The following is a 13,023-nucleotide window of genomic DNA, read 5'->3' on the forward strand; positions in this document are numbered from 1 at the left end:
AGGCATTGATTTTTGCCAAAAGATGGAAAGTGCGAAAAGTGTTGCTTAAATGCGACTTTTTGGCACATGCTTGAGGAGGGAAAAGTCGGCAGGCACGCTGCTGCAGGCGTAAAAAAACCCCTGCGCCAGCCAGGGGTTGTGTTGCGAGTGCGCTGAACTTACTTGGCGGCTGCCTCGGCCACGGCCACGGCCTTTACTTCCGGCTCCTTGAACTTGGCACCACCAGCATTGGCCATATGCACCACGGCACGGGCCACTTCGACCTCGTCGAGATCAGGATTGCCGCCCTTGGCCGGCATCATACGAATACCAGCAACGGCGTGCGTGAGCAGCGTCTCGTAGCCCTGCGCAAGGCGCGGCCCCCAAGCTGCCGCATCGCCAAACTTAGGCGCACCGGCCGCACCCGTATCATGGCAAGCCGAACAGACCATTTTGTAGACTGCCTCACCGCTCTGCAATTGTTTCGGGCCGCTGGCATCTTTCAGAGTGAAGCCGAGATCGGCCACCGGTTGAATACGCGTGGCAGTGGCCTCCGGCGTCAAGGCCGACGAACCGGCACCGAGTTTTTGATCATTAGCAACATATGAAACTAACAAGACTATGCCGACGATGGGAACCAAAAGGCCGGCGAGTACCGCAACGATCAGTTGCTTCGGTGTTTTAATTGCAGATTCGTGTACTTCGTGGGCATCGCTCATGGTTTCCTCTTTGCAAATAAATGATCATTCCGCTTGCTAATCCGTGCTTACCTAGTTGTCTGTTGAACTGAGGAGCCATGGAGCATCAAAGTTTTGGATTATAGAGCGAAAAGCGCAATGTTTGGAACCAAAAGCAGGGTTTGTCTGATATGCATCAGTCGCTTGTGACCAAGTATGCGACAAAAAGCCCTCTGCCAGTGATGAGCCGGACAAAAATTTAGGTTAGAATAGCGGCCTTGCAGTATGCAAAGCGCGCCAGTAGCTCAGTTGGATAGAGTACAGCCCTCCGAAGGCTGGGGTCGCACGTTCGATTCGTGTCTGGCGCACCATCTTTCTCCCCTCCCTTGCTCTGTTTTTCCCTCTCTTGTTCGCAACTGGTCTGCATTTTCTCTTTTTGTAACCAATTTTTACAATTATTTTATGTGCAACAGGTAAGATTGTACGATGTGCATTCTTTTACGGCCTCTCTCAGCTATCCTCGCTGCGCTCTTGTGCTTTGTTTTGTTGCTGGCACAGCCAGCTAACGCGACCGGGCTCAACATCGTCACGGAAAGTCTGCCGCCGCTCAATTATGAAGAGAATGGCGTCGTCACCGGCTTTGCCACCGAACTGGTACAAGCGATGTTAGTCAGCGCCGGGCTCCAGGCACCAATCACGCTCTTGCCATGGGCGCGTGCCTATCAGGCCACATTGAGCCAGCCCAATACCCTGCTGTATTCGACCACGCGCAGCGCGGAACGTGAAGCCTTGTTTGAATGGATAGGGCCGATCAGCACGCGAAAAATTTTCTTATACAAACTCAAGACGCGCAGCGATATACACTTGAACAGTATCGCCGACAGTGCCCATTACCGGCTAGGCTTGGTGCGGGAAATGGCGTCGGCCAAAAATTTTTTGCAAGCCTATGCGCAAGCCGACAGCCAACTCGACTTCGCCCCAACGGTCGAATCAAACCTGAAAAAATTTCTCATCGGCCGGACTGACCTCATTATTTCGCAAGATTGGGCCGCGGCATTTCTGATGAAATCGCAGCAACGCCGACCGGAAGAACTGGAGGCGGTGTTTTTGCTCGATGGCAGCAGCAGCTACTACCTGGCCATGAACAAGCAAAGCGATCCGGCCTTGGTACAAAAAATTCGCACAGCTTTTGAGAAAGTACAACAGTCTGGTGTGCTCGAAAAACTCAGAAAAAAATACCTGCCTCAAGAGTGAAACAGATTAATTACAATCCTGCCACCGATTCACATCGGCATCACATGATGACAATTTTGCGTTGGCTCTTTGTCGCCCTGCTCATGCTTAGCAGCCCGACTTTTGCCGCCACTGACGAGCTCGCACCCTTGCGCCTTGCGTCACTTGAATGGTCGCCCTATGTTGGTCATGCACTACCGGAAGAAGGTTGGGTCGCGGCGATCGTCAAGGCGGCCGCTGGTGCGGCGCACTGGCGCAGCGAAATCGCGTATTTCCCTTGGAGCCGTACGCTACAAGAAGGCTTGAATAATCCTGAGTTCGCCGGCTATTTCCCGGCGTTTTATCTCAAAGAAAGAGAAAAAAGCTGTTATTTTTCTCATTCACTCGGTAACAGTGTGGTCGGTTTTGCCAGCCTCAGCGATAAGCATTTCGACTGGCAAAGTCTGAGCGACCTCAAAGGCTTGACCATCGGCACGGTGCAAGATTACGCCAATGGCGAAGAATTTGATACCCTGGTGCAGCAACGCTTGCTCAAGACCGACAATGCCCCTTCCGACCTCAGTAACCTGCGCAAGTTGCTCATCGGCCGGGTTGACGTGATTGTGATCGACCAAAATGTGTTGCGCCAATTGCTTATCACCGAGCCGGCGCTGAGCAAGGTGCGGCAACAGATTATCTTCCATGCCAAAGCGCTGACCACTTTTTCCATGCACATTTGCTTTCAACACACGCCACGCGGCCTGATATTGCAAAAAAGTTTTGACAATGGACTGGAAAAACTCAATCTCAAAAAGATGGAAAACCTGTATTTCAGCAACTTGCTGGCAGCGCCGAATACGGTGACGCTACCGTGATTCAATCGAACAAAGCCAGTTGATGCGCCGGTAATGGTTCGGCCAAACGCAGCCCGAGTCCAAGCAAACGCACCGGCAGCGCGCGCCGCTGAAAGCCGGTGCTGAGCAGTTGCGCAAATAGTTCGGCATCCATCTGCTGCCCCAGACATTCCACCGTGGTCGAGCGAAAATCGGCAAAGCGTATTTTGATGTACAACTTGTGAATATGGCCAAGCGCATCGGCGCGACGGGCGCGCTCTTGTAATGAGGCGTATAAAGCCGGCAACTCGGCCAAACAACTGGCCAGATCGGGCAAGTCCAGCGTATAAGTTTCTTCCACACTGACTGATTTACGTTCGGCATGCGCCGAGACTTCGCGACGGTCGTCGCCACGACTGAGCTCATATAAGCGCTGACCGAATTTGCCGAAGTGCTCGACCAGTGCAGGCAGCGACCAAGCCTGTATATCGGCGCACACATGAATACCCAGCGCATGCAGGCGCGCCGCCGTCACTTGGCCGACCCCATGCAAGCGCGCCACCGGTAACACGGCGATGAAAGCGTCGACATGCTCGGGTAAGATCACGAACAAGCCATCGGGTTTATTCCAGTCGCTGGCGATTTTTGCCAAAAATTTATTCGGTGCCACCCCGGCCGACGCCGTGATACCGACCGTTTCTGCAATCCGCGCGCGGATTTCTCGGGCGATCAGGGTGGCGCTGCCGTGGTGGAGCGTGGCGCAGCTGACATCGAGGAAGGCTTCGTCCAGCGACAAAGGCTCGACCGCATCGGTGTAGTCGCGGTAGATGTCGAGAATGCTGCGCGAAGCGATGCGGTATTTTTCCATCGCCGGTGGCACAATCACCAGCTCGGGACAGCGGCGCAGCGCTTGCGCCATCGGCATGGCCGAATGGATGCCGAAGCGACGCGCTGCGTAATTACAGGTGGCGACCACACCACGCTGATCAGGACGGCCGCCGACCGCCAGCGCTCGTCCGCGCAAGCTGGGGTCGTCACGCATTTCAATGGCGGCGTAAAAACAATCGCAATCGCAATGGATAATTTTCTTCACAACAAGAATGAGCAAGCTAACATCGCGCTATTTTATCTGCTTGCAAGCTAAAACTGTATATTTATACAGTATTTATTGCTTTTTTGAGAAAGCTTAAGCGCCAAGCAATGACAAAATAATTGATTTGAGTCAATATCGACAAATTCACTCTCTTACTTATACGATCATGATCAAACGTCTATTGCTACTGCTGTTGGCAACGCTACTGTGCACCGCCCAAGCCCAGGCCAGTACTGCCCAGCCCTACGATGAAAGCGCCGATGCACAGGCGCAGTTGACGGCTGCATTGGCGCAAGCGCGTGCCAGCCAGAAAAAAGTCTTGGTGATTTTCGGTGCCAATTGGTGCAAGGATTGCATAGAACTTAACCGCTCCATGCAGGGCCACAGTGCCGCCTTGATCGCGGCACAATTTGTGCTGGTCAAAGTGAATGTCGGTGAATTCGACAAGAACTTGGCACTGGCGGCCGCCTATGGCAATCCGATCAAAAAAGGCATTCCAGCCGCTGTCTTGCTCTCGCCCGATAACCACCTGCTGTATGCCTCAACAGGTGGCGAATTATCGAATGCGCGGCGGATGAGTGAGCAAGGAGTGTTTGATTTTTTTAGTCAAATCAGCAACGCTGCCCCGTAAGGATTGGATTCTACGCGTCCAGACCGATCAAACCAGCACGATACGCTCCCGGCGTGCTGCCAGTCGCACGCTTGAAGGCGCGGCGCCAGCTGCGGGTGTCCGAGTAGCCGAGTGCTTCGGCGATGCGTTCGATCGCTTCACCGCTCTGTAACAAGTGTTTGGCCCTTACTATCCGAAGATTTTCACTGATCTGGAAATAGGAACTGCCTTCGCGCGCAAGCAAGCGGTGCAGCGAACGCGGGCTGATGTTCAAGGCCGCGGCGCTATCAGCCACGCTGTGCAATTGGCAATCGAGTCCTACCAAAATATGCAATAAGCTGCGCCGCCCAAGTACGCCGGCGGCGCTTAACTCATCCTGACAATGTTGGCGCACGCTGAGTACCCGCGCCTGGTCCGGTTGCGCTAAGCGGTGCTGCAACAAATCTCGCGGAAACACGATGCGGCAGCGCGCCGCGCCCAACTTTACCGGGGCGGCAAAGCTTTGTTCATACAGTGATAGTCGGCGTAACTGCGGCACCCGCAATTCCAGCCGCAGCAGACGAAATGCTGGGCCACACAATTGACGGGCGACATTAAACGCCGTCAACAGGTGGTCGACCGCCAGAAAATCTTCCAATTCGCGGTCATCAAACAAGGGGTAGGCGCATAAAGAGGCCTCGTGCGCGTCAATTTGCAATTGCAAATCGAGCATAGAACCGGCCACCATCTGATATTCCAAGGCAAATTTCAAGGCCTCCAACAAAGTGTCATGTGCGCCGATGCCGGCACTGATCAAGCCTAACTGCGCCAGCGATTTGCGCTCGCCCGACCAAATCCCGAGATCCGCAAGGCCCTGCTGCTGCGCGCACAAGACCCCGGCACGCGCCTCCAAATACGTGATGTGGCTGTGGCCCGGCTCGAGCAAGCTGGGAAACAAATTCTGCAGCGGCCACGCGCGCTCACGCGCAATCGCCAGCAAACCCGAAAACGGGTGGGCGGGAAAGACGGCGTCGCGCACCGACAACACGGTGCCGAAGGCAAGAGAAGCAGCAGCAGGGAACATGCTCAGTGGCTCACGGTGTGGCAGTCAATGTCCTTACATAATTCGAACGGGCGTACTAATATTCTTGCTACCGTACATTGAATACGGCAATTCAGCAACGCTGCAGTGCAATACCAGAGCAGACCTGCTGAGATTGATTACACCGAGGAGACAAGATGGAAACAACAATGACTGACTATATCGTCGTCGGCGGCGGTGCCGGTGGCTGCGCTGTAGCCGGGCGGCTGTCGGAAGACGCACGCATCAGCGTGACCGTGCTCGAAGCCGGTGGTGCCGGCGACAGTTGGGTCGTCACTACCCCGATCGGCGTGGTCGCCATGCTGCCGACCAAGCTCAATAACTGGGCCTTTGAAACCGTACCACAGCCGGGCCTGAATGGCCGCCGTGGCTATCAACCACGCGGCAAAATGCTGGGCGGGTCATCGGGTCTCAATGCCATGGTCTATGTGCGCGGACACAAGAGCGATTATGACCACTGGGCCGCGCTTGGTAATGCCGGCTGGTCGTATGAGGAAGTGCTGCCCTACTTCATCAAGTCGGAACACAATCAAAGCCATGGTGCGCCCTATCATGGTCAGGATGGGCCTTTACGAGTCAGCGAGCTGCGCAGCGACAATCCGTTTCAAGAGATTTATCTTACTGCGGCACGCCAAGCCGGTTTCACGATCAATCCCGATTTCAATGGTGCCGAGCAAGAAGGCGTCGGCATTTATCAAGTGACGCAGCATGAAGGCGAACGCTGGACCGCCGCGCGTGGCTATTTGCGTCCGCATATGGGGCAGCGTGCCAATCTGCGGGTCGAAACCGGCTGTATGGTGACGAAGATACTGTTCGAAGGCAAGCGTGCGGTCGGCGTCGAAATGCGCCAAAACGGCGTGCTCAAGATTTTGCGCGCACGCTGCGAAATTCTGCTCGCCGCCGGTGCCTTCCAAACCCCGCAATTATTAATGTTGTCGGGGGTCGGTGACGCGACGGCCTTGCAAGCGCTCGGCATTGCGGTGCTACATGATTTACCCGGGGTCGGCCAAAATTTGCAAGATCATCCCGATTTTGTTTTCAAGTACCGCGCCCCTAGCCTCGATTTGCTCGGTATTTCTGCCGCTGGCGGTGTGCGTATGCTGCGCGAATGGCGGCGCTATCAAAACCAAAGGCGTGGCTTGATGAGTTCCAACGGTGCCGAGGGCGGTGCCTTTTTGAAAACCGACCCGGAACTGGCAGCACCCAATATCCAATTACATTTTGTTATGGCGATGCTCGACGACCATGCGCGCAAACTCCATCTCGGCCATGGTTACTCTTGCCATATGTGCTTGCTACGACCGCAAAGCGTGGGCGAAGTACGCCTGGCCAGCGCCGATGCGCATGCTGCGCCCTTGATCAATCCGCGTTTTCTCGAGCATCCGGAAGATTTGGAAAACATGCTCAAGGGTTTCAAACTGACGCGCCGCTTGCTCGATGCCCCAGCCTTGGCACAGGTGCGCAGCAGCGATTTTCAAACCGCGCAAGTGCACAGCGATGACGAGATACGTGCGGTATTGCGCGCCACTTCCGATACCGTATATCACCCGGTCGGTACTTGCAAAATGGGTAAGGATGCCATGGCCGTGGTCGATGCGCAGTTGAAGGTACATGGCATGGCCGGTTTGCGCGTGGTCGACGCCTCCATCATGCCAACTCTGATAGGCGGCAATACCAATGCGCCCACCATGATGATAGGGGAAAAAGCGGCGGCGATGATCATGGCGGAACGAGGCTGAAGTCTCCCTGGTGAAACATGGTGAAAATTACCATGTTTCGCTATCGCCATGGCTTAGAATAGGGGTCTGTTTAATACAAAACAAGCGACATGGAATTTCTGACCCTCCGCGCCAGTGATGGCGCCAGCACACGCATTGCCAGCCACGGTGCCCACGTCTGTTCATGGATACCGGCGCAGGGCAAGGAACAATTATTTCTCAGCCAACGCTCCGCGTTTACTTCGGACAGCGCCATTCGCGGCGGTATCCCAGTGATTTTTCCGCAATTCGCCACGCTCGGCCCACTGCCGAGGCATGGTTTCGCCCGTACCGCCAAGTGGAAATTGCAGAGCAATGAGATGCACCCCGACGGCAGTGCCGTGGCAGTATTTTGTCTACAAGAAAATATCGCACGGCTCACTATCTGGCCGCATGTCTTCACGGCCAGGTTGACGGTGCGCGTCTACGCCAATACGCTACAGGTGAGCTTGGAGATCGAGAACCGCGGCGATACACCGTTCAGCTTCACCGCCGCCTTGCACAGCTATTTCGCGCTGGCAGACTTGGCACAAGCGCGACTACATGGCTTACAAGGCGTGGTTTACCGTGACAGCTTGTGCGACCGCAACGATGTGCTGGAAACGGCCGAGTATTTACACCATATCCAAGAAATTGATAGAATTTACGGGCCGCTGACCCAGCCGCTGCGGCTGGAACAAGCGCAGCAGCAGCAGTTGCACATCGAGAGCAGCGGTTTTACTGATGCGGTGGTATGGAACCCCGGAGCCGATGCTGCGGTCAAACTGCCGGATCTGGCAGCCGGCGAAGAACAGCGTATGCTCTGCGTGGAAGCCGCCATCGTCCGTCAGCCGGTGGTCTTGGCACCGGGTACGCGCTGGAACGGTAGTCAGACCATGACGCTCAGCGATCAATAGGCTTACAAGGGTGGTGGCTTGGCCACGACCGCATTGTTTCGAAGTTTTGCCATAAGGACTTTCCATGTCATCTGTCTCGTTTCGTTTCCTACCGTTCACACCCTTGCTACGCATCCTCATTTGCAGCGGCGCCCTGATCCTCAGCACACAGTCCGCGCAAGCACTGGTACTGCCGCCAGACATGCAGCAAATTACCAGCGTCGAAGGCTTGACCGAATACCGCTTGCCCAACGGCTTGCGGGTCTTGCTCATGCCGGATGCCAGCAAACCGACGGTCACCGTGAACATGACCTACCTGGTCGGCTCGCGGCATGAAAATTACGGCGAAACCGGCATGGCGCATTTGCTTGAGCACATGATGTTCAAAGGCACCGGCAAGCATGCCAATATCACCGAAGAATTCAACCGGCGCGGCATGCGCATGAATGGTACGACCTCGCTGGATCGCACCAATTACTATGAATTGTTTCAAGCCGACGACAGCAACTTGCAATGGGCGCTGGAAATGGAAGCCGACCGCATGGTCAATTCGCGCATTGCACGCCAGGATCTTGACAGTGAAATGACGGTGGTACGCAATGAATACGAAGGCGGCGAGAATTCCCCGAGCAGCGTGCTGATGAAGCGTCTGCAGAGTGTGGCCTATGATTGGCACAATTATGGCAACGCGACAATCGGTAACCGCAGCGATATCGAAAACGTCAAAATTGAAAATCTTCAAGGTTTTTACCGCACTTACTACCAGCCCGACAATGCGGTCTTACTGGTAGCAGGCAAGTTTGATGACAGCAAAACCTTGGCCTGGATCAGTCAAGCCTTCGGTAAAATTCCGAAACCAACACGGGTACTGCCGCCGTTTTGGACAGTCGAGCCGACCCAAGATGGCGAACGCAATTTTGTCGTGCGTCGCAAGGGCGACATACAACTCATCATGATCGCCTATAAAGTACCGGCCGGCTTGCACCCGGATCGCGATGCCATCGGCTTTGCCGGTGACATTCTGACCAATGCCCCGCATGGTCGCTTGCACAAACAATTGGTAGAAACCGGCAAGGTGGTGCAAGTGTTTGCCACCGAAGTCGGACATGTCGCACCGGGTCTGACTATCATCGGTGCTGCAGTAAAAAAAGGCGCTTCGCTGGAAGAGGCGAAAGCGGCCTTGTTAGCCGGCATAGAAGACTTCAAACTCCATCCGCCGACGGCCGAAGAAATGGAGCGCGTCAAGCGCGACAATGCCAATGAATATGAAAAAATGCTCAACGATCATGAATCGATCGGGGTGGCAATGTCGGAATTCATTGCCATGGGCGACTGGCGCTATCTGTTCGTCGATCGCGACAATGCCGACAAGGTCACGCCGGAGCAAGTAAGCGCAGCGGCACAACGTTATCTGGTACGCGACAACCGCACCACCGGCATGTTCATTCCCGAAGATACCCCGCAGCGTGCCGAGGTGCCGATGGCCCCGAGCATGGCCGACGTCATGCGCGACTTCAAACCGAAAGCCGCCATACTGAGCGGCGAGAATTTTGATCCGGCACCAGCCAATCTCGACCGCCGCACCAGCATCAGCCGCATCGGTGGTTTGCAACTGGCCTTGCTGCCGAAAAAAAATCGTGGTGCCACGGTCGACGTGGCACTGAGTCTGCACTGGGGTGATGAAACCAGCCTGTTCGGCAAAAGCACCGTCAGCAGCCTGACCCACAGCTTGCTCAGCAGCGGTACGAAGCGCTACAGCCGCGCCGAAATCAGTGATCAAATGTCGAAATTGAAAATGAGCGGCAGCTTGTTAGACTTCCAAACCACGCGCGACAATCTGCCAGCCGCATTGGCACTGGTGGCAGAAATTTTGCGCGATGCGAATTTCCCCGATAGTGAATTCAAGCAACTGCAACAACGCAGCATCGTTGCACTCGAAGCGAGTCGCAATGAACCGGGTGCCATCGTCGGCCGTGAACTGGCGCAGCAATTCAACAGCTATCCACGCGGCGATTTCCGTGCCCCACTGAGCTTGGATGAATCGCTGGCCGCGCTCACCGCCTTGACGGCCGCCGATGTGCGGACCTTCCATCGCGATTTTTACGGTGCCTCCAACGGGGAGTTATCTATCGTCGGTGACTTCGATGCCGATGCCATCAAAACCACGGTGGCCAGCGCATTCAAGGGCTGGGACAGCAAAGCCCCTTGGACCCGTTTGAACTCGCTGCGCGCCGATCCTGCCGCCAGCCGCAAAACCTTCAACACGCCGGACAAAGAAAATGGCATCTATGCCAGTTCGATGACGCTCAACTTGCGCGATGATGATGCCGATTTTGCTGCGCTGCGCGTAGCCAATTATATTTTCGGCGGCGGGGCTGGTTTGAATTCCCGTTTGCTCGAACGCATACGTCAAAAAGATGGCTTGTCGTATGGCGGCGGTTCCAGTATTCAAGCTGGCAGTATTGATCGGGTCGGCAGTTTTTCCATCAGCGCCACAGCGGCACCACAAAATCTGGCGAAACTCGAAGTGGCGATACGAGAAGAATTGAGCCGGGTCTTGAAAGAAGGCTTCAGTGCAGAGGAATTGGCCAAAGCCAAATCTGGTTTTTTACAGCAACGGGTGCAGGCGCGTACCAGCGATGCCGCATTGGCCAGCGGTGCCAACAATAATTTGTATTTGAAACGTGCTTGGGCTTGGGCTCAAGGCTTCGACGACAAGGTAGCCGCCTTGACGCTGGAGCAACTCAACCAAGCCTTCCGTCGGCATATCGATCCGGCCAAACTGAGCGTCTTCATTGCGGGTGACGAAAGCCGCGCTAAACTGAACGCTAAATAAGCGGCAACGACGACTAAGCCTGGCGTCAGCCTTTCCAGCTGCGTTGCAAGCCAGTATCGGTATGAATCCAGCCACCGTTGGCGCTGGCGCGGTAATAAAAGCCGACGCCACCGCCACGGAAGCTGCGAATCAAATCACCGAGCACTTCTTCATGCAATTGGGCAATGCGGATATCCGCCGCTTTGCCATCCATATGCAGTGATTTACGCGCTGCCGGCACACCTTGCTCGATCAAATGGCGGTTCGATTCCGGCGTGCGATAGCCAGACAAGATCACCAAGGGATCGGTCATACCAAGACGCGCCACATAGGCTTGCGTGGCCCATAAAGTTTCCAGTAATTTCGGGTCGATCTCCACGGTTTTTTTGCCATTCACATCGCGCAACAAGTGGCACAGTTGTTCATATGCCGAAGACTGCAATTCGCCATCCTGCCAGTACAATAATTTGCAGCGTTCGCCCGAGGCGGGACGGACTAAGTCGAGCGTGCGCGGCTTGAGCCAGAAATCGAGATCGAGCGCCTGCGAATCGAATAAATCGGGTGGCGGTGCCAACGGAGTGGCCGCGGCAGCAAACGGTAATAAATGACTCTCGCAAACCAGACCGGCAGCGGTGAGCATCAGGCTTTTTTTGAGAAAATAACGACGTGCAAGCATGGGGCAGCTCCAATAGTGGGCGCGAAATAAGGATAAAAATAAGGCTAAGAACAAAGTGTAGCGGCTGTTCGGCCAGACGGCTACGGCTACGCTTACTTCTTACTCGTTCTGAATTCGTGTCGTAACACCAAGCGGCTCGAAGCAATCAAACTGTTGAGACCGAGTATCAATTGCGTCAACAAATGGCCACGTAACAACCAGATCTGCGCCCGCGGGGCCTCGACCTGGGTCACGGCCGTCACCACTGGCGCAATCCATGCCGCTTCAGGGCTGAGGTCGAGCAAGATATCGCCATCGCTGTTGGTATGCAAATACAATTCGCCGCCATGCAACAGGGTAAAACACACCCCATGCCCGGCCACGCTGTTCTTCGCCACCACTTGTTGCAACTCACGATCATGCAGCTCTAACCAAGCCTCGACTTCGTATGCATTTTCCAGCAGTAACCAGGCCTGTTCTTGCATTGATACGGCTGGTAAAGCAGAAGGGGATTCAATCGACATACACATAGCCTGACTTATTAGAAGAAGAAATTTGACGCACTTTCAAACCGCGCTTACGCAACAGATCGACCAGACTGCGTGGGCCGGAAATATGGGCGGCACCGACGACGACCAACAAACGCCGCCCCGCCGCCATCTGCGCCAGGATTTGTGTGACCATGGCGGGGTTGCGGTCATCAAGCAAAGTTTGCATGAATAATTTGGCGGCCGCATCTTTGTTGGCTTCGGCCAGAAACAATTGCTCCAGTGTCGCAGCATCGCCGGCTTTCCAGGCTTGCACCAAGCGAGCGGTGTCACTTTTGAGCGTGCCGTCAGTGATGCTATCGAGCGTTTGCGCCAACATGGCGTCGCCAACTTCATCACTCAAACCACCCAAAATACCAGCCTGAAACACCATACTTTCCAGCTCCAACACGGTTTTGTGGTCGCCTTTGGCGCGCGTGATGAAATGCTGATCGATGCCGAACTCGGCCGTGTACCCGAGCGGCGTTAAGGCCGCAACCAGCAAAGCACTGGCCACCAAGCTAGGGCGCAATTGCTGCCATTGCGTGGCTGCTTGCGGTTGCCGCAGCAATAACTGCTCCCAGGTGCTGGTGCGCAAATGATTCTGCAGCCTGTCAGGGGCGGCATAGGTCAGCAAGGGCAGGGCTTTTTGCATTTCGCCAGGACGGCTAGGGTCGACTTCCACCGCCAGCGTGTCGGCTTGGCGATAAACTTGCTGTACTGCTAAAGGCAAGGGATAAAAATCGGCGCGTGCCACATGAATCGAACCGAACAGGTAAGCGGTGTGCGCACCTTGACGCACTTCCCATAAGCCCCCCGATACCGGTGCGGCCGCCCAGAGCGGCTGCACCCAAACCAGCAACAACACGCAAAAACCGCGCTTCATCGCTGCACTCGTATATTTTTTTA

At 55.1% G+C, this 13,023-nt stretch carries 12 protein-coding genes and 1 tRNA gene; 7 read left to right on the forward strand and 6 right to left on the reverse strand.

Annotation, left to right across the window (positions count from 1 at the left end):
• Positions 1-158: 158 nt before the first annotated feature.
• Positions 159-698, reverse strand: a complete 540-nt coding sequence (locus RHM61_RS05960) for a c-type cytochrome (protein WP_322250217.1) — start codon at positions 696-698, stop codon at positions 159-161.
• Positions 699-950: 252 nt separating this feature from the next.
• Here RHM61_RS05960 and RHM61_RS05965 point away from each other — a divergent pair.
• The 3 genes from RHM61_RS05965 to RHM61_RS05975 all read left to right on the forward strand — a co-directional run bounded on the left by RHM61_RS05965 (position 951) and on the right by RHM61_RS05975 (position 2,743).
• Positions 951-1,027, forward strand: a tRNA-Arg gene (locus RHM61_RS05965).
• Positions 1,028-1,142: 115 nt separating this feature from the next.
• Positions 1,143-1,910, forward strand: a complete 768-nt coding sequence (locus RHM61_RS05970; RefSeq protein WP_322250218.1) for an ABC transporter substrate-binding protein — start codon at positions 1,143-1,145, stop codon at positions 1,908-1,910.
• A gap of 44 nt (positions 1,911-1,954) precedes the next feature.
• Positions 1,955-2,743 (forward strand): transporter substrate-binding domain-containing protein, encoded by a 789-nt coding sequence (locus RHM61_RS05975; protein WP_322250219.1) that lies wholly within the window; start codon positions 1,955-1,957, stop codon positions 2,741-2,743.
• Between the two features lies 1 nt (position 2,744).
• Here RHM61_RS05975 and dinB read toward each other — a convergent pair whose 3' ends face one another.
• On the reverse strand, positions 2,745-3,743 hold the full coding sequence (gene dinB, locus RHM61_RS05980) for a DNA polymerase IV (protein ID WP_322250220.1): 999 nt from the start codon (positions 3,741-3,743) through the stop codon (positions 2,745-2,747).
• A 217-nt stretch (positions 3,744-3,960) separates the two neighbouring features.
• Here dinB and RHM61_RS05985 point away from each other — a divergent pair, with 217 nt between their 5' ends.
• A complete protein-coding gene (locus RHM61_RS05985) occupies positions 3,961-4,425 on the forward strand; it encodes a thioredoxin family protein (protein ID WP_322250221.1) in 465 nt (154 codons plus the stop codon).
• Positions 4,426-4,435: 10 nt separating this feature from the next.
• Here RHM61_RS05985 and RHM61_RS05990 read toward each other — a convergent pair whose 3' ends face one another.
• A complete protein-coding gene (locus RHM61_RS05990; RefSeq protein WP_322250222.1) occupies positions 4,436-5,467 on the reverse strand; it encodes a helix-turn-helix transcriptional regulator in 1,032 nt (343 codons plus the stop codon).
• A 155-nt stretch (positions 5,468-5,622) separates the two neighbouring features.
• Between RHM61_RS05990 and RHM61_RS05995 the strand changes: the two genes are divergently transcribed.
• The 3 genes from RHM61_RS05995 to RHM61_RS06005 all read left to right on the forward strand — a co-directional run bounded on the left by RHM61_RS05995 (position 5,623) and on the right by RHM61_RS06005 (position 10,953).
• Positions 5,623-7,224, forward strand: coding sequence for a GMC family oxidoreductase (locus tag RHM61_RS05995; protein WP_322250223.1), 1,602 nt, complete (start codon positions 5,623-5,625; stop codon positions 7,222-7,224).
• Positions 7,225-7,313: 89 nt separating this feature from the next.
• Positions 7,314-8,138 carry a D-hexose-6-phosphate mutarotase gene (locus tag RHM61_RS06000; RefSeq protein WP_322250224.1) on the forward strand — a complete coding sequence of 275 codons (825 nt, stop codon included), beginning with the start codon at positions 7,314-7,316 and terminating at the stop codon, positions 8,136-8,138.
• Positions 8,139-8,202: 64 nt separating this feature from the next.
• On the forward strand, positions 8,203-10,953 hold the full coding sequence (locus RHM61_RS06005; protein ID WP_322250225.1) for a pitrilysin family protein: 2,751 nt from the start codon (positions 8,203-8,205) through the stop codon (positions 10,951-10,953).
• A gap of 25 nt (positions 10,954-10,978) precedes the next feature.
• On the opposite strand, the gene RHM61_RS06010 is transcribed toward RHM61_RS06005, so the two are convergent.
• From RHM61_RS06010 to RHM61_RS06020, 3 genes are all read right to left on the reverse strand, one after another.
• Positions 10,979-11,608 (reverse strand): YcbK family protein, encoded by a 630-nt coding sequence (locus RHM61_RS06010; RefSeq protein ID WP_322250226.1) that lies wholly within the window; start codon positions 11,606-11,608, stop codon positions 10,979-10,981.
• A gap of 92 nt (positions 11,609-11,700) precedes the next feature.
• Positions 11,701-12,111, reverse strand: a complete 411-nt coding sequence (locus RHM61_RS06015; RefSeq protein WP_322250227.1) for a hypothetical protein — start codon at positions 12,109-12,111, stop codon at positions 11,701-11,703.
• Positions 12,101-13,000, reverse strand: a complete 900-nt coding sequence (locus tag RHM61_RS06020) for a TraB/GumN family protein (RefSeq protein ID WP_322250228.1) — start codon at positions 12,998-13,000, stop codon at positions 12,101-12,103. The genes RHM61_RS06015 and RHM61_RS06020 overlap by 11 nt, the downstream gene beginning before the upstream one ends.
• Positions 13,001-13,023 lie beyond the last annotated feature (23 nt).

The sequence above is a fragment of the Undibacterium sp. CCC3.4 genome (assembly GCF_034347425.1).
In the GTDB taxonomy this organism is placed as follows: domain Bacteria; phylum Pseudomonadota; class Gammaproteobacteria; order Burkholderiales; family Burkholderiaceae_D; genus Undibacterium.

Excerpts from the sequence above, each read along its gene's own strand:
- RHM61_RS05990 (WP_322250222.1), bottom strand. The coding sequence starts at position 5,467 with ATGTTCCCTGCTGCTGCTTCTCTTGCCTTCGGCACCGTGTTGTCGGTG.
- RHM61_RS06020 (WP_322250228.1), bottom strand. The coding sequence starts at position 13,000 with ATGAAGCGCGGTTTTTGCGTGTTGTTGCTGGTTTGGGTGCAGCCGCTC.
- RHM61_RS06000 (WP_322250224.1), top strand. The coding sequence starts at position 7,314 with ATGGAATTTCTGACCCTCCGCGCCAGTGATGGCGCCAGCACACGCATT.
- RHM61_RS05985 (WP_322250221.1), top strand. The coding sequence starts at position 3,961 with ATGATCAAACGTCTATTGCTACTGCTGTTGGCAACGCTACTGTGCACC.
- RHM61_RS05995 (WP_322250223.1), top strand. The coding sequence starts at position 5,623 with ATGGAAACAACAATGACTGACTATATCGTCGTCGGCGGCGGTGCCGGT.
- dinB (WP_322250220.1), bottom strand. The coding sequence starts at position 3,743 with ATGCGTGACGACCCCAGCTTGCGCGGACGAGCGCTGGCGGTCGGCGGC.
- RHM61_RS06010 (WP_322250226.1), bottom strand. The coding sequence starts at position 11,608 with ATGCTTGCACGTCGTTATTTTCTCAAAAAAAGCCTGATGCTCACCGCT.
- RHM61_RS05970 (WP_322250218.1), top strand. The coding sequence starts at position 1,143 with ATGTGCATTCTTTTACGGCCTCTCTCAGCTATCCTCGCTGCGCTCTTG.
- RHM61_RS05960 (WP_322250217.1), bottom strand. The coding sequence starts at position 698 with ATGAGCGATGCCCACGAAGTACACGAATCTGCAATTAAAACACCGAAG.
- RHM61_RS06015 (WP_322250227.1), bottom strand. The coding sequence starts at position 12,111 with ATGTCGATTGAATCCCCTTCTGCTTTACCAGCCGTATCAATGCAAGAA.
- RHM61_RS05975 (WP_322250219.1), top strand. The coding sequence starts at position 1,955 with ATGATGACAATTTTGCGTTGGCTCTTTGTCGCCCTGCTCATGCTTAGC.
- RHM61_RS06005 (WP_322250225.1), top strand. The coding sequence starts at position 8,203 with ATGTCATCTGTCTCGTTTCGTTTCCTACCGTTCACACCCTTGCTACGC.